This window comes from Psychrobacter sp. Arc29 (assembly GCF_041431175.1).
Taxonomy (GTDB): Bacteria; Pseudomonadota; Gammaproteobacteria; order Pseudomonadales; family Moraxellaceae; genus Psychrobacter.
In genome coordinates, this window is the sequence record NZ_JASMRR010000002.1 from 1 (window position 1) to 20768 (window position 20768).

Sequence of the window (20768 nt, forward strand, 5' to 3'; positions counted from 1 at the left end):
CCTGTTTAATGTAAAAAGCCAAATACTCAGGGTATCTGGCTCATTAAAAAATCATCAATCTATTTTAGGACGGGACAATCATTTTAGTTAAACTAAAATATTATGCATTTTTCTTACTACGGCCGTGACGCTTACGCTCACTTTCAGTCAGGTAGCGTTTACGAATACGTACTGCTTTTGGTGTTACTTCAACTAGCTCATCATCTTGAATGAATTCAAGCGCCTGCTCAAGCGTAAACTTAACTGCTGGCGTCAAAGTCAACGCTTCATCAGTACCACTAGCACGTACGTTAGTAAGCTGCTTACCGGTTGTTGGGTTAACCGTCATATCATCGTTACGAGAGTTAAGACCAATAATCATACCTTCATAAACTTCGAGCTGTGGCTCAGCAAATAACTTACCACGTTTTTGTAGGTTAAACAGTGCAAAGCCTAGGCAAGTACCGTTTGCCATAGAAACCAATACGCCGTTTGAACGACCACCCACATCACCGATCTTTTGTGGACCGTAATGTGAGAAGCTTGACGTCATGATACCACTACCTGAGGTCAGTGTTAAAAACTCAGAACGGAAACCGATCAAACCACGAGCTGGTACTGTTGCCTCAATACGCATACGGCCTTTACCATCAAGCTCCATATTGGTCATTTCGCCTTTGCGTAGACCAACCTGCTCCATGATAGAACCCTGATGCTCTTCTTCGATATCGAAGACAACGTTTTCATACGGCTCTTGTAACTTGCCATCAACTTCTTTTACGATAACTTCTGGGCCTGAAACACCCATCTCGAAGCCTTCACGGCGCATGTTTTCAATAAGTACAGATAGATGAAGCTCACCACGACCTGATACTTTGAACTTATCTGGAGATTCAGTGTCTTCTACACGTAGTGCAACGTTATGAATCAACTCACGCTCAAGACGCTCACGAATATTACGTGACGTGACAAACTTACCATCACGACCAGCAAATGGTGAATTATTTACTTGGAAATTCATTGATACGGTAGGCTGATCAACCGTTAATGCTGGTAATGCTTCAACATTATTAGGATCACAAATCGTATCTGAGATATTAAGTGCATCAATACCTGTGATACAAACGATATCACCAGCCTGTGCATCTTCAACATCAATACGATCAAGGCCATGGTAGCCCATAATTTTTAGGATACGACCGTTACGTGTCTTACCATGCTTATCAATAACAGTAACTGGTGTATTAACTTTCACTTTACCGCGCTGGATACGACCAATACCGATAACACCAACGAAGCTATTGTAATCAAGGCTTGAGATCTGCATACGGAATGGTGCGTCTGCATCAACTTGTGGTGCTTGTACAACATCAACAATAGTTTTAAATAGTGGCGTCATGTCATCAGCTAAATCATCTGCTTCCAAACCTGCAATACCATTTAACGCTGATGCATAAACCACTGGGAAATCAAGCTGCTCATCAGTCGCACCTAGATTATCGAACAAATCAAAAATTTGATCCATTACCCAATCAGGGCGTGAGCCAGGACGGTCAATTTTATTGATAACAACAATTGGCTTTAGACCTTGCTCAAATGCTTTTTGCGTTACAAAACGAGTCTGAGGCATCGGGCCATCGACAGCATCAACAACCAAAAGTACGCAATCAACCATCGACATTACACGCTCAACTTCACCACCAAAATCGGCGTGACCTGGGGTATCAACGATATTAATACGGTATTCAGTTTCTGAAGTCTGATCTGTCCAACGAATGGCTGTATTTTTAGCCAAAATAGTAATACCACGTTCTTGCTCAATATCACCTGAATCCATTGCACGTTCAGCAATGTTTGCACGATCGCCAAAAGTACCAGATTGATGTAATAATTTATCAACCAAAGTTGTTTTACCGTGGTCAACGTGGGCAATAATTGCAATGTTACGCAGGTGTTTGATATCGTTCGCCATATAAAATGCTCGTGTCGTCTTAAAAAAATGCAGTAGCAATAAGCGCCGCTGGATAAACTCTTATCATCAATCAGATAGATATTGAATTCTAGATGATACACAATAAATGCTATCGCTCAGAAAATCTCAATATAATCAAATATCTATGCCGATAAATTCATCGTACAGATAGCTATGCTAATGTACATTCTGTCAATTTACAGAATGTTTGGGTGGCTAGTATAACATTATTGATTCATAAATTTATGAAATAACTTACTTTTCTCAATACATAAATAAAAAAAGCCACCCAATTGGGTGGCTTTTTTTGTAACCATATATCTAACTATACGATTAATTATCTAATACTTACTGAACAACCATATCTTTAGTTTGTTCAACAGTCATAGTTTTGTCACCAGTGATGATGGCATAAACACGACGGTTCATAGCACGACCTTCTTCAGTATCGTTTGATGCGATTGGTTGGTCATAACCATAACCAACAGTTGATAGACGGTTTGGAGCAATACCGAATTCGTTAGTTAGCATAGATTTAACAGCAACGGCACGAGCTTCAGATAGACGTTGGTTGTAACGTGCTGAAGGACCAGTTTTAGATGCATGACCTTCTACACGAGCTGTAGAGTTTGGATACTCACGCATTTTCTCTGCTACTTTAGCGATTTCTGGCTTGTATTGGTTTTTGATAGCTGATTTATCGTTATCAAAGAATACACGTAATTCCATTTTTAGCTCATCAGTAATATCTACTGGTACTGGGCAACCGCGCTCATCAACCACTACATTCATTGGAGTGCCTGGGCATGCATCCATACTATCAGGTACGCCATCACCGTCAGAATCTAAGTCAGCTTCAACAACAACTACTGGAGTGTTGTCAACCATTGGCTCTTCCATTGGCGGTACAGCTACTGTAGGTGCTAGATGGCCACCGAGTACAACTTCTAGACCGGCCAAAGCCATGCCTTCCCACCAGTTGTTATCAAAGTTATGAATGGCACGAGCTTCACCACGTAGGCTTAGTGCATCGTTGATACGATACATAGCACCTAGACCTAGGTTACCAATAGTGTCTTTAGTACCACTAACTTTGTCACCTGAAGAGTCTTTAATTTCAAGTTTAGATTGACCAGCACCAATTAATACATATGGCTTAAGAGCGCTATCAGTATAACCAGTGAACTCTTCGGTACCAATTAAGAAGTTACCAGAGATCATTTCTTGTTCTGCGTCGAAGTTATCAGAACCGTCTTGGCGGATAGCATCAGTATCTGATACACCATACTCTACTTGGAATTGAGTAGAAGGAGTAAGTTCGATACCTAAAGCTGCGCCAGTGTATAAACCATCTTCTTTATAATAGCTATCGCCATTACCACTATAGTCAGCTAACAAGTCAGCCTGATCGTCATCAGCGCCTTCGCTGTAGTGATAACCTAGTAATAGTGGGCTAATAGTAACACCAGCATTAGCTGCTAGAGGTGCAGCTGTTACAGCGAACAGTGCTAGAGCAATTTTATTCAGTTTCATGGACTTCCTCCAAAGGATAATTTTAGTAATGCATTAAGCAAAACCGATTCTCAAGACGTTTTCTCTAAAGTAGACATCTTTTACACATTTAAGTTACAGAGCAAAACTAATTAAGAAGCAGCTTAGCGATTATCAATTCAGTTTACAACGTTTTTCGTTAACCAGCTACACATTATTACACGATAATGTTGTAACTAAAACACAATAGCCATTCTAAGTTACCTAGAACTAACACACCTTACGCTTCTTATCTTTTGTATGCCAGTTCGCGATAGATAGTAGATTAAACGCTACCTATCGTTTAAACATATTTTATTACAATTAATAATTTTTCTCTATTCCTAATGCACATTATTCACTAATTGAAACATTTTTTGACAGTAGATATATATTCTGTTTATATTAAGATAGTCGATTTTGTTCTAGGTGTAAGACTGATTTGCCAACTTACCAGTTTTGTATATTAACTTTAGCTGTAGCATTCAGCTACATTAATTGAAAACTTCTAGGCACTGTATTTGGTAAAAGCTATAGGACAGGCTAGATCATTTGTTAAAATAAATGAATACTATAGGATATGTCAGCTTATGAAATGGCGTCATAAGATATCATCAGGAAGTAGTCAAGGCTTCACTCTCGTTGAACTGATTGTTACTGTAACGGTATTGGCTATAATAATAGCAATTGCAATGCCTAGTATATTGACACAGTTAACGCGTATGGAAGCCAACCGTGTTAAAAGCCAGCTAGAAAATACTTTATCTCTAGCCAAAGCTGAAAGTTATATCAGTAGACAAGACATAATAGTATGTTTGTCAAAAAACGAAAAACGATGTCATAAAGATGGCGATAAAACGCTTTTGGCGTTTGTAGATAAAAACGGTAACCAACGTTTCAACCCTAAAGTAGACACTTTGATAACTAAACAGGCTCTGAACCTGAAATACAGCACGGTAAAATTAAGAGCAAGCAACCGTCACTACACTAAGTTTTGGGGTGATAGCGGCAAACCTCGAGGACACTTCGGACATATCAAGTACTGCCCTACATCTCCTTATAATGAATCGATGTACCAAATATCATTCAACCAAGCCGGTATTGTTAGATACAAACCCAACGCAGATCATCCTACTGACTGCTAGCTGTGCTAAGCAGTAAAGAGATTTAAAAATAACAATCTCTTTATTGATAACGTTGCTGCTGTTGCCATAGTAGCCGACTTTGTAATGGTTGATAATCAAGTAGATGATCTATCAGATGCCGATGTAGCTTTGACCAATTATTCAGCGTTGCTTTAGTAATACCTAGGTAAGCCATTTCAAGAATATCGATACCTTTAAATATAGTTTGTCCGGTAGTACTATCCAAATGCTCAGAATCTGTAGCATTCTGCATGATTGGTATTAGCCCTACATCAGGTAAAAAGCGATACACACAATCAGGTTCGATCGTATCTTCGATGTTGTCATGCGTTAGCGTTAAGGTGAAACCTAACTCATTGAATAGGTGCTGCTCAAATTGGCGTAAACATAAACGAAGCTCAGTGTTATCTAAAGGTTGCTTCAGCTGCTGTAGACTGTCCTGATAATGTTGCCACAATACTGGCATTGGATCTTCGGTCGGTAACAATCGCCACAGTATCTCATTAAGGTACAATGCCGCATATTGATGCTGTCCATTGATATTACTGTAAGGCACAGTAGAAAGTATGGCAGGGGCACCCTTTTTTTGCTCGTTATTTGTTTGAGGAGTGGTTTGCGAAGTAATCTGGATTTGAGTGAATGTCTTTAGGTCGCGTTTGCCAGTGGCAAATAGCTGTAAAGGCATAAATAACGGTGCGCCTTTCTTCCCAACACCATGTATCACACCATGCTGCTGAGAAAAAAGATAATACAACGCACGCTTTTCTTGATAAGGACGCTGATGTAATAAATAGCCAATTAACGCTTCGTTACGCATCGTTTATTACCTCAGCATTTAACATATGGATAGCAATATTACCGCACTACCCTTAATTGCTTTCAATATCCTAAACTGGTTAATGCACGTTCGTCATCAGACCAGCCACGTTTGACTTTGACCCATAGCGTTAGCATAATCTTTTTGTCAAACAGCTGCTCCATATCTTTACGAGCATCCATACCGACTTGCTTGATGCGTTGACCTTTATCACCAATAACAATGGCTTTTTGACCACTGCGCTCAACATAGATAGTTGCATCAATAAAGGTGCATGCTTTACGTGGACGCCCTGTCTTTGGATCTGTATGCGCAGGCTCATCTTTAAACGCATCAATCTGTACGGTCAAGTCGTATGGTACTTCATCACCCGCACTACGCATGATTTTTTCACGAATAATTTCGCTGGCTAAGAATCGCTCTGAACGGTCAGTGATTTGCTCTGTATCATAAATAGGTGCAGCAACTGGTAAATGTGAGGCAATCACTTCTTGCAAACGATCTAAGTTTTGGTTCTTGAGCGCAGATACTGGAACGATATCAGCAAAGTCAAAACTTTCATTAAAAGTCTCAATAAGTGGTAACACGCTGCCTTTATCTTTTAAAGTATCTGACTTATTAATGACCAATACAACAGTCAAATTGGTATCACCAAGCTTTTGCAACGTCAGTAGATCATCATCACGCCATTGATCTGAATCAACAACGAACAATACTAGGTCAACATCTACTAGAGCAGATACTGCCGCTTTGTTCATACGCTCATTAATAGCTCGTACTTCATTACGATGAATACCTGGCGTATCTACAAACACTGCCTGCATTTCATGATTGGACAAAATGCCATGAATACGGTGGCGTGTCGTTTGCGGCTTACGCGAAGTAATAGACAGCTTTTGACCCAATAAGTGGTTCATCAGCGTTGACTTACCCACGTTTGGACGTCCAACAATGGCAACATAACCAGCTCTGAAGTCGTCAGCCATACGAGCATTCGTATTTGGCGCAAAAAACTCTTCAATCGCCATATCGTTGTCGATTGTGATGTCTTCTACGCTATCGGCATTCGTATCGACATCTGTATTTTCAATCATATTTTGAGTACTATCTTCATTATTCGATGGCACATCAGGGTGATTGCTCATAAGTTGATCCTATAGGGTTTATATCCAGCCAAATATGACTTAATAGTTTGTCGGTGCAGTTACTATTAGATATCGGCTGGTAATATTTGAAATAAGTAGTATGTAAGGTAAATTAAGTCTATGCCGCTTCAGGTCTCATCACTCAAAAGCGGCATTGTTGACTCAGAAATAAGCCTGTAATCGCCTGCGAATATTTGCTAAGAGCGTTTTTTAACGGATCCTGGAAGTTTGTGCAGCTGATTAATCATAAGTTCTGCTGCTTTTTGCTCAGCGATACGGCGACTTTCACCAGATTCAGTGATATCAGGGCAGTTTTGAATATTCACGTGACAGCGTACCACGAAGATTTGATGGGGAGCGTTGCCACGTGTTTCCATAAGCTCATAGTTTGGCAAATCAAATTGCTTAGACTGTAACCACTCTTGCAAACGGCTCTTCGCATCTTTTAGGGCTTTTTGGTCATTAACGTTGTCAATCAAGTCTCCATACCAAGAGAGTACGCAATGACGAGTAATATCCATGTCTTGACTGTCCAAATAGATGGCACCAATCAAAGACTCTACCGCATCCGCCAATATAGAAGCACGATTACGGCCGCCACCCTTACGCTCACCTACGCCTAATATCAGATGGTTAGACAGCTCCAGATTTTGCGCGATAATAACTAATGACTCTTGGCGCACCAAAGTTGCACGCATACGGGTTAGACGCCCTTCGTTTTGATTAGGATAACGATGGTATAAAGCCTCACCAACAATCATACCCAAAAGCGCATCACCTAAAAACTCTAGACGCTCATAATTTTTTTTGCTGTCAAATGAGCGGTGCGTCAATGCAAGCTTTGGCAGGCTCAAATCATTAAACACATAGCCTAACTTGCGCGTTAAGACTGCTAAGCGCTGAGTAAATTCTGAGCTAACAACAAGCGTGTCGACAGACGTGCTATTTTTTTTAGGAGTAAGAACCGCTTGGGAATGTTGCGAAGTTGGTTTCATGCGTGGCTTGTGGTTATCCCTTCTGTTTTACAGATTTAGTTTAATAAGAGTATATATTTGATTTTGTTGAGGACACTAAAGTACTGTCCTACATTATGATTATTTATTCTGCTGTAGCCATATCGATGTCTCCTTCGAAACGATTCACGATATCGACATTGCTAAAGAACGTATTGGTTACTGCATATTCTTTATGAATGGCCAATTGGCCTGTTTTTTTATTGGTAAAAGTGAATACATCTTCTGCATTGGTGTCATAGTCAGCATTGATGGATAGCTGTTTATTAACACGCTCAACGAATTGCTTGGCTGTCTCGTTATTGTCATTGGCTACTTTAAGCTCTGCACTCAAGAGCTTAGTCAGCTGATAGTCACCAATTTGAGCAGGTACAATGGCCACCAGCAGTTTAACTGCGATACCCAACATCATAATAATGAGAACGATGTTTGTCACACTAGCACCGCGCTGCGTGGCAAGACCAGATAACTGCTGCATGATGGAAACCCTCGATTGATAGATGACTATTTTTGATAGCGTTCTATACCTATAAATTAGATAGTAGAACGCTATTTATTGAATAGTAACGATATTAGCATAAAACTATTATCGATAAATCAACCAATAGAGTACTCACGATACTAATCAATAGTACCATTGCGTTCAAAGGTTGGTAGATTTAATCCAGGTGGCTTATGCATCCATATATAGACAGCTTTACCCGCTAAGTTTTCGTCAGGAACAAAACCCCAAAAACGACCATCTGCACTGCGATCACGGTTATCACCCATGACAAAATACTGACCCTCTGGCACTTTAATACGCCACTCTGTACCTTCTGAGCTCACAACTTCTGGTGATTGTTGCTGCAGGAAGGGAGCATACTGAGAGCTGTTCATGCCATTTAAGTAGCGCACAAGGTGTGTGTTTTCACCCTGTGTCTCTTGGAAATACTGTGCTGCGTCCTCTTCTTCCTGACCCATCGCAGCAGCACTCTCTTCTGTAAGCACCTGACCTGGACCAACTTGTCCTGGCAAATAAAGTTGCGATGTCAATTCTGCACTTGCCGAAAAATCGACAGGCGTCGTCTCTACTGGTACATCATTAATAGAGATTGTACCTTGATTGTAGCTGACGGTATCACCAGGCAACCCAATCAAGCGCTTGATATAGTAGATGCTTGGGTTTTCAGGATATCGGAACACCACTACATCGCCATGCTCAGGCTCGCCAGTATCCAAGACTTTATTGTACGTTAGCGGTAGACGAACGCCATACGCATACTTGTTGACCGCAATAAAATCACCCGTATATAACGTTGGCACCATAGAGGATGACGGAATATTAAAAGGCTCAATTAAAAATGAGCGTACTATTAATACCACTGCCAACACAGGAAAAAAGTCATAAGCCCAGCGTACCAGCAGGCTCTCTTTGCCTCGTCCGCGAGTTTTACGCTGTTTAAACGCAAGCTTATCTAACAGCCAGACAATCCCTAAGCCTATAGTCAACGGCACTAAAATTAAATTGAAATCAAAATCCATACCAAATTGCCTATTAACATGCTGCTTGTCTAGCTGCTTTGACGATAAAATTAACGATATTCAACTGTTGCTATGTACAAAAACTATCTGAGATAGTACTGTCTATTAACTATCAACTTGCAAGACAGCTAAGAAGGCTTCTTGTGGAATCTCCACGTTACCTACTTGCTTCATGCGTTTTTTGCCTGCTTTCTGCTTAGACAATAGCTTTTTCTTACGTGACACATCACCGCCATAGCATTTCGCTAGTACGTCTTTGCGCATGGCTTTTACCGTACTACGACCAATAATCTGACTACCAATTGCTGCTTGAATGGCCACATCAAACATCTGACGTGGAATCAATTCTTTCATTTTGGTCACTAGCTGATTACCGCGGAAACGTGCTTGATCTTGGTGCACAATCATCGCCAAGGCGTCAACTTTATCACCGTTGATTAATACGTCGACTTTAACCAATTTATCAACTTGATAACGATCAAAATTATAGTCTAGTGATGCAAAACCACGCGAGACTGATTTTAGACGGTCAAAGAAATCCATGACCACTTCACCCATCGGAATATCAAAGATAACCTGAACTTGCTTACCCATAAAGCGCATATCAACCTGCACACCGCGGCGCTCGATACATAGCGTCATGACGTTACCCAAGTAGTCTTGCGGTACCAAAATTTGACAGCGCGCAATTGGCTCACGGAATTCTTCGATGTTATTGGGCTCAGGCAGTCTTGATGGGTTATCAACATAGATTACCTCGCCATCTTTCTTTTCAATCTCGTAGATCACTGACGGTGCAGTAGTGATCAAATCCAAGTCATACTCACGCTCTAAGCGCTCTTGGATAATCTCCATGTGTAACATGCCTAAGAAGCCACAACGAAAGCCAAAGCCTAACGCGTCTGAGGTATCAGGCTCAAAGAATAACGAGGCATCATTGATTTGTAGCTTCTGCAACGCTTCACGGAATTTTTCAAAATCACTAGAGTCTACTGGGAACATACCAGCATATACTTGTGGCGTGATTTGTTTAAAACCTGGGATACGATCGACGTCAGGCGTCTTTGCATGCGTAATCGTATCACCAACTGGCGCACCAGCAATGTCTTTAATACCCGCAATAATAAAGCCTACTTCACCCGCTTCTAAGATACCAGTATCGACAGGTTTTGGTGTGAACACACCGATAGAGCTTACTGGATGAGCATCGCCAGTTGATTTGATATAAATCTTATCACCTTTTTTCACGGTTCCTTGGCGTACACGAACGAGCGAGACCACGCCCAAATAGCTATCAAACCATGAATCAATAATCAACGCTTGCAGGGGTGCTTCGCGGTCGCCAGTCGGTGCTGGAATAAACTCGACTAAGGCTTCCAATAACTTATCGACACCAAGACCGGATTTCGCTGATACACGCGGCGCATCTACTGCATCAATACCGATAATATCCTCAATTTCTTGAATAACACGCTCAGGCTCGACTTGTGGTAAATCAATTTTGTTAAGAACTGCCATCACTTCTAAACCTTGGTCCACTGCCGTATAGCAGTTGGCAACCGACTGAGCTTCTACGCCTTGAGCGGCATCAACAACCAATAGCGCACCTTCACAAGCGGCTAACGAGCGCGATACTTCGTATGAGAAATCGACGTGACCCGGTGTATCAATAAAGTTTAGCTGATAACGCTCACCATTTGGGTGATCATAAAATAATGTTACCGATTGTGCTTTGATAGTGATACCGCGCTCGCGCTCAATATCCATCGAGTCGAGCACCTGCGCCTGCATCTCGCGATCTTGCAAGGCACCGCACATCTGAATAAAACGATCGGCAAGGGTCGACTTACCATGATCAATGTGGGCAATGATTGAAAAGTTACGAATATTGGCTAATGCAGTCACAAAGCGCCTACTAAATTAAAGGTGATAGAATAAAGATAAGAGATAAATATGGTCAAGTACACTTGATAAGATAGGTATGCTTCGTTAAAGCGTGTGCTGCAGGTCAGCTGTTGTATCGATCGTAATCCTTAGAATAGATAACGTCATCTAAAGCCGAGTACTTAGTACGGTAACTCTGCTGCGCTCTTGTACGCACATACCAAAGAGTATTCTAGCAGTTTTCTACTGCAAAGTAAGGCGATTTTAGTAGCAGAGAAAGTATTTATCAAGTAAGCGAGACTGACAGACATCTAACAAGGAGTATTTGACTAAGCAATAGCACCTACAAACCTTGTAAATGAAAGATTATTTCAGGCAAAAAAAAGCCAATCCCAGAGAGATTGGCTTTTTTAATACTGCTATGTATGGTGGCGATGAAGAGACTTGAACTCTTGACCTCACGATTATGAGTCATGCGCTCTAACCAGCTGAGCTACATCGCCGTTTTAGGCTGCACATTATGCCCAAGCTGCTGACTGACGTCAACCCCTAATGGACATTTTTTGCAAAAAAATGAATGTAATTCAAATTAATTGCAACTATTACTACGACAAACGATAAAAAAGGTTTGGTAAACCGATAAGCCGGGTTCTGTCGTGGACGATCATTCCTCTAGGCGTATCATCGCTAATACGCTCAAGCAACCTACCCGCATCGAACGCGGGCCGCGCCATGCCGATGCCTATTTGGTCTTGCTACGCGTGGAGTTTACCATGCCGTGAGATGTTACCATCCACGCGGTGCGCTCTTACCGCACCCTTTCACCCTTACCGATGATATCTAGGATACCAAAGGCGGTCTACTCTCTGCTGCACTGGTCGTCAAGTTACCCTGCCCAGCCGTTAGCTGGCACGCTGCCCTATGTAGCCCGGACTTTCCTCCCCTGCTCATCTGTTGCCAGTGTGCAGCGGCGATCGCCTAGTCTACCAAGCGCGCTAGTATAGCAAAACTAACGCCTGTATGGGAATGTCTTTTCGGCTTATTTTTAGGATGGCTGAAACTACCTTAAAAACATCTCAAAAACTTAGATAAACGCTGTTGGCAAAGGTATATCGATATTGCCTGAATGTTCATTTGATTGTTTGGCTAAAACCAGCCAATGCGCTTTGGGGTAATGGCGAGCCAAATATGCTTGCAGAAACTCAATAGTACTGTTTGCAATTTCAGCATCCGTTTGCTCAGCATCATCATGAATATGATTGTAAATAACACTATGTACCTTTAATCCGCGCGATCTTATGGCTTCTAAACTGAGTAATGTATGATTGATGCTGCCCAATCGACCAGAGGTAACCAAAACGATAGGATAGCCTTGCTCAGCGATATAATCTAAGGTCAATAATTCAGTGGTAATGGGAACTAACAACCCGCCTGCTCCTTCGAGCAATACCACATCGTAATCAGCTTGCAATGCTTCGGTGGCTTCAGTAATCGCTTCAATATTGAGAGGCTGGTTGGCCAGTGCTGCGGATAGATGCGGGGACGCAGGTTTCTCGTAGCGATAAGGACAAGTGGTAAAATCTAAATCACAAGGTTGTAATGAAATCTTCATCAACTTGCGATGACTTAAAATATCATCTGCAATGCCTAGCTCGCCATCTGCTTGTTTACTGATGCCCGTTTGTACCAACTTTTGCGTGATAACGTTCACGCCTTGCTGCATCAATGCTTTGGCAAGTAGGCCAGTGGCATAGGTTTTACCAATGTCGGTATCGATGCCGGAGATAAATAGCACGCTCATGGTTGATCTCGACTTTCTAAATACGTACGCACCACTTTTAGTAGCGCTTGGCATAAGGTGGTCAGCTCATCATCAGTAATCACGTAAGGTGGCATAATATACACCAGCTTCCCAAACGGTCTGACCCAAATACCATGATCGATCAATAAGGATTGAAAAATGGGCATATCGACCGCTTCATGCAACTCAATCACGGCAACTGCGCCTAAACAACGTACCTCGGCAACACCTACTAGCTGCGCAGCTGGGGACAGTTGTTGCTCCATCGTGCGTTGCATCTTGGTGGTACGCGTTTCGATATCATAAGACAGTATCAGGTCAATCGACGCACAGGCGACCGCACAGGCGAGCGGATTACCCATAAAAGTCGGGCCATGCATGAGGGCTGGATAGTTACTATTATGAATGGTATCGGCAATTTTTCGAGTACATAGCGTGGCGGCAAAAGTCATATAGCCGCCTGTCAATGCCTTGCCAATGGTCATGATATCGGGGCTGATATCAGCATGTTCACACGCAAATAATTTACCACTACGACCAAACCCAGTGGCAATCTCATCGGCAATCAAGAGCACATCGTGCTCATCGCACAGTTGACGCAGCAATTGTAGATATTCAGGACTATAAAAACGCATGCCGCCTGCGCCCTGAATAATCGGCTCGATAATAAATCCTGCCAGCTGCGCGCCATGCACTGCAAAAAAATCAGACAGCGTCTCACGCTCCTCTACTGTCAATGCGCGATCAAAGCCAAGTGGCGGTGCAGGGACGAAATACTGCATCGGTAATTGCTTGCCATACAGGCTGTGCATCCCATTGATAGGATCACAGACACTCATGGCGTGCCACGTATCACCGTAATACCCTGAATGGGTTGACGCAAACTGCCGCTTGGTTGGGCGCTCGGCAGCTACTTGATATTGCAGCGCCATTTTCAGCGCCACTTCTACGGCGATACTGCCGCTATCGGCATAAAAAATCGCATCAAGTCCAGCAGGTACAATATCGAGCAGTTTTTTGCCCAAATCTATCGCTGGCTGATGCGTTAAACCACCAAACATTACATGCGCCATTTTACCCAACTGCTGAGTCAGCGCGTCATTTAGCTTGGGATGATTATAACCATGGACGCTCGCCCACCATGACGACATCCCATCAATCAGGCGCGTACCATCTTCAGTGATGATATAAATACCTTCAGCGCGATCAATAACGATATTGGAATAGGTTGGTGGCAGACTGGCATATGGGTGCCAAAGATGTTGCTGATCGAACTCACTGGCTACTTGCATAGATTTAATTGGCATTGTTTTTTTGGTCATCGTATTGTCCCTAAAACGTTGTAAACCCAAACGTCATCAATCGCTTATCAATATTTTATTGACCCGTAATACGCTTGTATTTGGCCAATAAGTCACTTTCTGTCTCGACATGATTGGGATCATGAGGGATACAATCGACGGGACAAATCACCACGCATTGCGGCTCGTCAAAATGTCCGACACATTCTGTGCATAGATCTGGATCAATGACATAAATATCATTGCCTTCTGAGATGGCCTCATTTGGGCAGGCAGGCTCACACACATCACAGTTAATGCACTCATCAGTGATTAATAGCGCCATAAACTGCTCCTTATATTTTTGATTGTCTCACACATCACTGACTTTTTTACTTTAGTGGCAAGTCTTGTCAGCGAACCATTTATTAAACATTTAACTTTTTGTCAAAAGCTTGCAAAACACAAGGCGGGACAAATTTACTGACATCGCCACCGAGTTTGGCAATTTCACGAATCATCGTAGATGAGATAAATGAATAATTCTGAGATGGGGTCAAAAATACCGCTTCAAAGTTTTCATCAAGCTCGCGGTTCATATTGGCCAGTTGGAACTCGTACTCAAAATCTGACATCGCGCGCAGCCCGCGCAGCACTGCGGTGGCGTGTTTTTCGCGCATAAAATCGACGAGCAACCCTTCAAAGCCAATCACCGAGACTTGCGGCAAATCGGCAAATACGGTTTCGACCAAAGCAACGCGCTCTTCAAAATTAAATAGAGGCTTTTTATGATGCCCCGAGGCAACCGCGATCACAACCTCATCAAAGAGCTTGGTTGCACGTGTCACCAAATCCACATGACCATTGGTAATGGGATCAAACGTACCAGGATATAGAATTTTGGTGTGTAGCTTTGAGGAATTAGGGGAAATAGAATGGCTCATAGCATGGCTAATATAATCGGTAATATTAGGCCATATGCTAGCAAATTTTGCTCAAACTTAATACTTATCTGCTACATTTGTCCTAACAGCCGATTTACCTTTTCACCAGAGGCTTTGATACAATAGGCGGTTCGACTCATCTGACTTATAATCCAAATAAAATTCAATACCATTGAATGGGTTAAGATGAGGAATTAGTAGGACTGGTCAAATAAGGCGCCTGTGTTTTTAGGCAATCCTTATGGAGAAATTATGTCAAAAAAATCAAAAAAACCTGATAATCAGATTTGCGCTAATAAAAAAGCGCGTCATGAATATTTTATCGAAGAAACCTTTGAAGCGGGACTGGCACTACAAGGCTGGGAAGTCAAAGCTATCCGTGCAGGAAAAATGACCATCACTGAAGCGTACGTCATATTTCGCAATAACGAAGCTTTCTTATTTGGTGCGCATATTCAGCCATTACTATCGAGCTCAACGCACGTTAGTCCAGACAGTATTCGTACCCGTAAACTGCTGCTCAATCGCCGTGAAATCGAAAAACTCTCTGGAGCAATCAATCAAAAAGGCTACGCTTGTGTACCGCTGTCTTGCTACTGGAAAAACTCGCTAGTGAAATGCCAAATTGGCCTAGCACTGGGTAAAAAGCAGCATGACAAACGTAAGACGTTAAAAGATCGTGACTGGGAACGTGATAAGCAGCGCGGCTTTAAACAGCACTTAGATTAAGCGTTATTTAGTCTATATGTCAAAAAGGACGGCTCAGTAAATATTGAGCCGTCCTTTTTTATACCTTATTAATGCTGATATCTATTGACTAATAATACTCGTTATTGGCAATACTCATTAACTACCCTACTAGCTACTTACGCGACCTGCCCTTTGATTGATAATGGCGTATTTTTACGAGCGCGAAGCTGCTTTATCCCATGAGCAATCAAACAAGCAATACCTAACCAGATCAACCCATAGCTATAAATCATCGCTGATTCAAACGGATTACCGAGCACCGTCACCGCCAATATAAATAGCAAAGCAGGTTCTATATAACTCATCATGCCATAGACATTGACTGGAAGCATTTGGCTGGCATCAATATTGGTTTTCATTGCTAGGATACTCAAAACGCCAAGACCAACTAACATCATGATCAAAAATCCAGACCCTGCTACCATCGCCAAATTACTAGGTGCAAAAAAGTACAAGTAACCAAGCGCAAATGGGGCAAACAAGGTCAGATCGACTAGCATGCCTGTGATGGCATCAATGCCTTGGAGCCTACGTACGATATAATAGATGGGATAAGTACCGCACACCCACAATGTCGCCCAAGAGACACTTTGCGTACGAATGATTTCACTAAACACCCCTACCGCCGCAAATGCGACCGCCAGCCACTGCAGACGACTGAGCTTCTCGCCAAACAGCAGGCAACCGAACACCACCATCATGAGTGGAAACAAAAAATAGCCCATCGCGGTTTGGACGCCCTGCCCATTAACTGGTGCCCACATAAATAGCCAAAGCTGACTCAAAAATATCGGCGTAGGTAGTAGCAGCCAAGCCCACTGTTTGAACGAGCGCAGCGCACGCAACTTATCGATATGCATACTCAGTCTACCGCTCACCAATAAATAGCCGACCAACACCGCCCACATTGCTAGCATCCGCCAGATAAACACTTGCGTACCTGACAAAGGCGTCAGAAAGCTGCTGTATGCATAGAGCACGCCAAACAAGATATTGGATAAGATGGCAAATGATACTCCCAACATCAACGTCCGTTGCTGCGCGTTACCAGTTGTCCAAATCGCAGGCAATGGCAAACGTGAAGTAGTGGTTGCTAGCGCATTAGAGAATACATTGGAGAGCATTGAGATAGACATGGTAAGCACCCTAGCTATTAATAGATGATAAAAAACAATTACTAGCTCTTTTTTTAAAGCAGCTCTGATTGGTATGATCTATTTTACTAGGGTGCTTTGACATATTATCTCTATAAAAACTTATTTATGGATAAATTTATCAAAATAGTGTCATATAAATAACTATTTTCTTAAATTTAAATTATTAGTGATAATATTTATAATCAATAATCTAACAATCATAATTGATGAGGGTACATTATCATGAGCCATATTCTAGACAGCACTGATAAAGCCATTTTGAATTTATTGCAAGACGATGCAACATTACCGCTTAAAACTGTCGCAGAGCGAGTGCACGTATCTATTGCGACAGCTCAGCGTCGTATTCAAGCATTGATAGATAGCGGCGTGATTACCAAGCAGGTCGCCATCGTTAATCCCAATAAAGTGGGTTACGGTCTGACCGCAGTGGTGATGATAGAGATGGAGCGCTCCAATACGTCGATGCAACATCGATTTGAGCGTTTGATGGACGCACAATCGCAAGTGATGAGCTGTTATGAAGTATCTGGCGATTTTGATTTTATGCTGATGGTCAATGCCAAAAATATGAGTGACTACCACCATTTCACCCGTAGCTTGCTGACTTATGAAAATAATGTACGCAATTTTAAGAGTCAGTTTGTGATGAACTTTACTAAGAGTGGGACCAAGATTACCTTAGACTAAATACATCTACCTGTATGAGTTGGTATTAGCTTTTTTATTAATAATTGGTGTTTAAACTACATTCAAAACTTGTAAAAAACTAACATAAGTTGGATAATATTAGCAATTTTTATTCACCGTAGTAGACAAGGAAGCCTGAGCATGACCTCTCAACCAGACTACCCTCATAAAACAAACAGCAGGTACAGCACTCTAAATCAAATAAGCTCAAAAACGTTGGTGGCAGGAACTATGCTGGCTTCAATGCTTGCAATGTCAGGCTGTGCGACCAGCTCATTGCTAGAAAGTAATAACCATGTCCTCACTACTAAGCAAACATTATCAGAAGACCAAATTATTGCCTTTGGTCGTCCTGCGCAGGCATTACCAAAAACGCCAAATGCGACGATGGTTATCGTTGGTGAAAAAAACAGCTACGTACTCACCCAAGGTGGGACTGAGATGATCAGTTTGCTCAGCAATCTGATGCAAAAAAACATCCACGTTGACAATGACATGAATTTTTATGTACCCAATAATGATGGATATTTCCAAGGAGAAATGAGGCTGTCTTATGCCAAACTAAAAGACGAGTTTGGGCGCACGGATTATCAGTTCTTTTTACAAAATAATGGCCGAGAATGCACATCAGCCAGTGACCAACGTATTGGTGCCCAGCGCTTTTGTTTTAATGTCCCCGTTAAAGGTGCTATATATCCGCAAGTAAGTAACTTGAGCTTGATTCAGTCAAATTATCGCGCTTTGACCAAGCCTTATACGGTAAGCTTTTATACTCAAACGCAGCAAAAAAACACAAACCGTCATGGACCAAATAGTGCGCAAAAACTGGTGCTACTTCCCTTTGCCCTTGCTTTTGACGTGGTGACTTTCCCGCTTCAGCTATTAGATAATTAAAAGCTATCAACCAACGCAATGACTCCCCTTAAACCATAAGGTACGTTACGAGGCGATATCCGTACTTGCTCGTAACGTGCGCACTTGGTACATTAAAATAATTTTTCGACAACGGCTTTTGGATAACTTTGCTTGGCCGTTTGTGCTGCTTGAAACAGTATCTCATCTGCCTCCACGGGACCAGTAATATCGCACAAGCAGACATAGGCAAGCTGCATCAAATTATTTAAAAGATGCTCATTGTCCGGTACAGGTGGGCGATTACCTTCCAAAAACTGATTGATATTGATGTGATGCCCTTTGAAGGTGCGTTCTTGCGAAACAGTTTGGTGCATACTATGAAAAAAGCTGCGACTGTCTGCTGCTGTTAGCTGGTTGCGCAGCGCTTCTATCACGGTATAAAATGCAAGAACGGACTCAGAGAAAGGTACGGGTACATTGATTGTCTCGTTATAGCAATTGTGACTGTCAGACTCCACTGTCTGCTGGCTATCCGCTTGCAGCGTAGCCCAAAAGCCTTTACGAATTTCAGACTTGTGATCTTGTAGTTCAGGATAGCGCCTTGTCGCATCCAAGATGCACTGCTGCATCATTTTGACAGAGACAGTTGAGTACTGTTGCCACTGCCTTTTAAGCAGGCGCACCTCTTCAGGATGTAAATACTCTGACAGTACCTCTGCCATCGCGGACACGGTTTGGTCGACGGATTGAGTATCAATATTCATCAGCTCTCTCCTATAAATGCCGCTCTGTTAAACTTTTAGTATCAAACATTTGCTTTTGAAACTCAGGATACCCAAGCTCTGCATGCTCGGTATAATCAAGGCCACGCTGCTCATGTAAGCGGCTGGCTTTTAACCCAAAGCTCATATCAATCAGCTTATACATCACCAGACCCAACCCTAGCCCCCAAACTAACGCCACGCCCACGCCTAGCGCTTGTACGCCCAGCCGTGATAAGTTAAATAAATCCCCTGTATAAAACAATCCAGCCGCGAGTGTGCCCCATGCACCGCCGAATCCATGCACTGCCACTGCTGATACCACGTCGTCTATTTTGAGCTTCAATAATGCCTGTGTGGATAAGATATAGACCACGGAGGCAACTGCACCGATGACAACGGCGAAAACAGGCGTCGTCGTGGCACAGCCTGCCGTGATAGACACCAGACCAATCAAACTGGCATTGACACTATCGCTCAGCAAAATGGCTTTGCTCAGTGTCCGAGCAATCAGCATATAGCTCACCACCGCACTGACCGCGGCAACAAAGGTATTGACGGCGATTAGACCGATATTGCCCGTGATAGATAACGTCGATCCAGCATTGAAGCCGAACCAACCAAACCATAAGATAAATCCGCCAAGCGCCAATAGTGTCATGTTGTGACCTGCGATGAGTCTTGGCGTGCCATCTGGTGCAAAACGCCCCAATCTTGGCCCAATGATTAAGATGCCTGCCAGTGCCAACCACCCCCCGATAGAATGCACCACTGTCGACCCAGCAAAATCGATAAAACCAAGCTCAGCTAGCCAACCAGTACCGCCGAAATAACCGCCCCACACCCAACTGGCAAACACAGGGTAGATAAACAAACAGATTAAACAAGCGGCGACTGCATAGCCGATAAACGAGACACGCTCTGCCATGGCACCACTAGCGATGGTCACCGCTGTCGCCGCAAACATCATCTGAAAGAACATCAGCGCCCAATCCATATTGGACAAATTGGCTGGCATAAAATGATCAGTCCCGACAAACCCCGAATGGTTAGTACCCATCATCAGCCCAAAACCTACCAAATAAAAGGCCAAACCACCGATACACATGTCGGTGTAATTCTTCATCATCACGTTTACCGCATTCTTTGCGCGCACGGAGCCGCTCTCTAGTAGCGCAAAACCTGCCTGCATAAAGAACACCAAAACCCCGCCCCAAATAATCCAAGCAATGTTTTGATATTCGAGTAGCTGCGCCACCGTCAATGTGTCTGCTTCCGCAGCTTGTGCACTAGCTATCGTGCCAAACAGTAGCGTACTGAGCACTAGTATCTTACCTAGTGATGACTTGAGTAGCTTCTCCAATACATCCAGCCCAACAGATGATGTTCTCATTTTATCTCCAAACACTTATCTATCCGTTCAATTTTTATCGGTGCACCATTTTCACTCATGAATGCGCACAAATAAGCCCTAACGGGGTTGGAGCAAAAGCTATGCCAAAAGTTATGGATGAAAATCAG

The 20768-nt window shown here is 42.7% G+C and carries 19 protein-coding genes, 1 tRNA gene and 1 other RNA gene; 4 read left to right on the plus strand and 17 right to left on the minus strand.

Annotated elements, in window-relative coordinates; genetic code table 11:
• Window positions 1-100: 100 nt before the first annotated feature.
• Window positions 101-1951, minus strand: coding sequence for a translational GTPase TypA (gene typA, locus QO189_RS02960; protein ID WP_201600492.1), 1851 nt, complete (start codon window positions 1949-1951; stop codon window positions 101-103).
• Window positions 1952-2299: 348 nt separating this feature from the next.
• On the minus strand, window positions 2300-3484 hold the full coding sequence (locus tag QO189_RS02965; RefSeq protein WP_371531464.1) for an OmpA family protein: 1185 nt from the start codon (window positions 3482-3484) through the stop codon (window positions 2300-2302).
• A 587-nt stretch (window positions 3485-4071) separates the two neighbouring features.
• Between QO189_RS02965 and QO189_RS02970 the strand changes: the two genes are divergently transcribed.
• On the plus strand, window positions 4072-4626 hold the full coding sequence (locus QO189_RS02970; protein ID WP_371531465.1) for a Tfp pilus assembly protein FimT/FimU: 555 nt from the start codon (window positions 4072-4074) through the stop codon (window positions 4624-4626).
• Window positions 4627-4666: 40 nt separating this feature from the next.
• Here the strand turns inward: QO189_RS02970 and QO189_RS02975 are convergent, their stop codons facing one another.
• From QO189_RS02975 to coaD, 12 genes are all read right to left on the minus strand, one after another.
• A complete protein-coding gene (locus tag QO189_RS02975) occupies window positions 4667-5443 on the minus strand; it encodes a DNA repair protein RecO (RefSeq protein WP_371531466.1) in 777 nt (258 codons plus the stop codon).
• Window positions 5444-5505: 62 nt separating this feature from the next.
• Window positions 5506-6471 carry a GTPase Era gene (gene era, locus QO189_RS02980; protein ID WP_227675693.1) on the minus strand — a complete coding sequence of 322 codons (966 nt, stop codon included), beginning with the start codon at window positions 6469-6471 and terminating at the stop codon, window positions 5506-5508.
• A gap of 314 nt (window positions 6472-6785) precedes the next feature.
• The gene (gene rnc / locus QO189_RS02985; RefSeq protein WP_371531467.1) at window positions 6786-7583 is read right to left on the minus strand and encodes a ribonuclease III; all 798 of its coding nucleotides are present in this window, start codon (window positions 7581-7583) and stop codon (window positions 6786-6788) included.
• 103 nt (window positions 7584-7686) lie between these two features.
• Entirely contained in the window at window positions 7687-8079 is a 393-nt protein-coding gene (locus QO189_RS02990) for a DUF4845 domain-containing protein (RefSeq protein WP_227674169.1), read from the minus strand.
• Window positions 8080-8222: 143 nt separating this feature from the next.
• Window positions 8223-9125: a signal peptidase I gene (gene lepB / locus QO189_RS02995; RefSeq protein ID WP_371531468.1), complete on the minus strand. Its 903-nt coding sequence runs from the start codon at window positions 9123-9125 to the stop codon at window positions 8223-8225.
• Window positions 9126-9230: 105 nt separating this feature from the next.
• Window positions 9231-11030: a translation elongation factor 4 gene (lepA, locus tag QO189_RS03000; protein WP_371531469.1), complete on the minus strand. Its 1800-nt coding sequence runs from the start codon at window positions 11028-11030 to the stop codon at window positions 9231-9233.
• Window positions 11031-11435: 405 nt separating this feature from the next.
• Window positions 11436-11512, minus strand: a tRNA-Met gene (locus QO189_RS03005).
• 121 nt (window positions 11513-11633) lie between these two features.
• Window positions 11634-11999, minus strand: an RNA gene (gene rnpB / locus QO189_RS03010) — RNase P RNA component class A.
• A 94-nt stretch (window positions 12000-12093) separates the two neighbouring features.
• Complete coding sequence (gene bioD / locus QO189_RS03015; protein WP_371531470.1) at window positions 12094-12810, minus strand: dethiobiotin synthase; 717 nt, start codon at window positions 12808-12810, stop codon at window positions 12094-12096.
• Window positions 12807-14132, minus strand: a complete 1326-nt coding sequence (gene bioA / locus QO189_RS03020) for an adenosylmethionine--8-amino-7-oxononanoate transaminase (RefSeq protein ID WP_371531471.1) — start codon at window positions 14130-14132, stop codon at window positions 12807-12809. Before bioA ends, bioD begins: the two co-directional genes overlap by 4 nt.
• Before the next feature lie 55 nt (window positions 14133-14187).
• Window positions 14188-14436, minus strand: a complete 249-nt coding sequence (locus tag QO189_RS03025) for a YfhL family 4Fe-4S dicluster ferredoxin (protein ID WP_371531472.1) — start codon at window positions 14434-14436, stop codon at window positions 14188-14190.
• Between the two features lie 82 nt (window positions 14437-14518).
• On the minus strand, window positions 14519-15034 hold the full coding sequence (gene coaD, locus QO189_RS03030; RefSeq protein ID WP_371531473.1) for a pantetheine-phosphate adenylyltransferase: 516 nt from the start codon (window positions 15032-15034) through the stop codon (window positions 14519-14521).
• A 252-nt stretch (window positions 15035-15286) separates the two neighbouring features.
• On the opposite strand from coaD, the gene smpB reads away from it, so the two are divergent.
• A complete protein-coding gene (gene smpB, locus QO189_RS03035; protein ID WP_057758370.1) occupies window positions 15287-15763 on the plus strand; it encodes an SsrA-binding protein SmpB in 477 nt (158 codons plus the stop codon).
• A 137-nt stretch (window positions 15764-15900) separates the two neighbouring features.
• Here smpB and rarD read toward each other — a convergent pair whose 3' ends face one another.
• Window positions 15901-16920 (minus strand): EamA family transporter RarD, encoded by a 1020-nt coding sequence (gene rarD / locus QO189_RS03040; RefSeq protein ID WP_371531474.1) that lies wholly within the window; start codon window positions 16918-16920, stop codon window positions 15901-15903.
• Window positions 16921-17163: 243 nt separating this feature from the next.
• Between rarD and QO189_RS03045 the strand changes: the two genes are divergently transcribed.
• Window positions 17164-17631, plus strand: a complete 468-nt coding sequence (locus QO189_RS03045; protein ID WP_371531475.1) for an Lrp/AsnC family transcriptional regulator — start codon at window positions 17164-17166, stop codon at window positions 17629-17631.
• Between the two features lie 141 nt (window positions 17632-17772).
• Complete coding sequence (locus QO189_RS03050) at window positions 17773-18525, plus strand: hypothetical protein (protein ID WP_371531476.1); 753 nt, start codon at window positions 17773-17775, stop codon at window positions 18523-18525.
• Between the two features lie 92 nt (window positions 18526-18617).
• Here the strand turns inward: QO189_RS03050 and QO189_RS03055 are convergent, their stop codons facing one another.
• The gene (locus QO189_RS03055) at window positions 18618-19250 is read right to left on the minus strand and encodes a hypothetical protein (protein WP_371531477.1); all 633 of its coding nucleotides are present in this window, start codon (window positions 19248-19250) and stop codon (window positions 18618-18620) included.
• Window positions 19251-19260: 10 nt separating this feature from the next.
• Window positions 19261-20640 carry an ammonium transporter gene (locus QO189_RS03060; RefSeq protein WP_371531478.1) on the minus strand — a complete coding sequence of 460 codons (1380 nt, stop codon included), beginning with the start codon at window positions 20638-20640 and terminating at the stop codon, window positions 19261-19263.
• Window positions 20641-20768: the final 128 nt, after the last annotated feature.

Coding starts and splice junctions, on each gene's coding strand:
- typA (WP_201600492.1), bottom strand. CDS start 1,951: ATGGCGAACGATATCAAACACCTGCGTAACATTGCAATTATTGCCCAC.
- QO189_RS02965 (WP_371531464.1), bottom strand. CDS start 3,484: ATGAAACTGAATAAAATTGCTCTAGCACTGTTCGCTGTAACAGCTGCA.
- QO189_RS02970 (WP_371531465.1), top strand. CDS start 4,072: ATGAAATGGCGTCATAAGATATCATCAGGAAGTAGTCAAGGCTTCACT.
- QO189_RS02975 (WP_371531466.1), bottom strand. CDS start 5,443: ATGCGTAACGAAGCGTTAATTGGCTATTTATTACATCAGCGTCCTTAT.
- era (WP_227675693.1), bottom strand. CDS start 6,471: ATGGCGATTGAAGAGTTTTTTGCGCCAAATACGAATGCTCGTATGGCT.
- rnc (WP_371531467.1), bottom strand. CDS start 7,583: ATGAAACCAACTTCGCAACATTCCCAAGCGGTTCTTACTCCTAAAAAA.
- QO189_RS02990 (WP_227674169.1), bottom strand. CDS start 8,079: ATGCAGCAGTTATCTGGTCTTGCCACGCAGCGCGGTGCTAGTGTGACA.
- lepB (WP_371531468.1), bottom strand. CDS start 9,125: ATGGATTTTGATTTCAATTTAATTTTAGTGCCGTTGACTATAGGCTTA.
- bioD (WP_371531470.1), bottom strand. CDS start 12,810: ATGAGCGTGCTATTTATCTCCGGCATCGATACCGACATTGGTAAAACC.
- bioA (WP_371531471.1), bottom strand. CDS start 14,132: ATGACCAAAAAAACAATGCCAATTAAATCTATGCAAGTAGCCAGTGAG.
- QO189_RS03025 (WP_371531472.1), bottom strand. CDS start 14,436: ATGGCGCTATTAATCACTGATGAGTGCATTAACTGTGATGTGTGTGAG.
- coaD (WP_371531473.1), bottom strand. CDS start 15,034: ATGAGCCATTCTATTTCCCCTAATTCCTCAAAGCTACACACCAAAATT.
- smpB (WP_057758370.1), top strand. CDS start 15,287: ATGTCAAAAAAATCAAAAAAACCTGATAATCAGATTTGCGCTAATAAA.
- rarD (WP_371531474.1), bottom strand. CDS start 16,920: ATGTCTATCTCAATGCTCTCCAATGTATTCTCTAATGCGCTAGCAACC.
- QO189_RS03045 (WP_371531475.1), top strand. CDS start 17,164: ATGAGCCATATTCTAGACAGCACTGATAAAGCCATTTTGAATTTATTG.
- QO189_RS03050 (WP_371531476.1), top strand. CDS start 17,773: ATGACCTCTCAACCAGACTACCCTCATAAAACAAACAGCAGGTACAGC.
- QO189_RS03055 (WP_371531477.1), bottom strand. CDS start 19,250: ATGAATATTGATACTCAATCCGTCGACCAAACCGTGTCCGCGATGGCA.
- QO189_RS03060 (WP_371531478.1), bottom strand. CDS start 20,640: ATGAGAACATCATCTGTTGGGCTGGATGTATTGGAGAAGCTACTCAAG.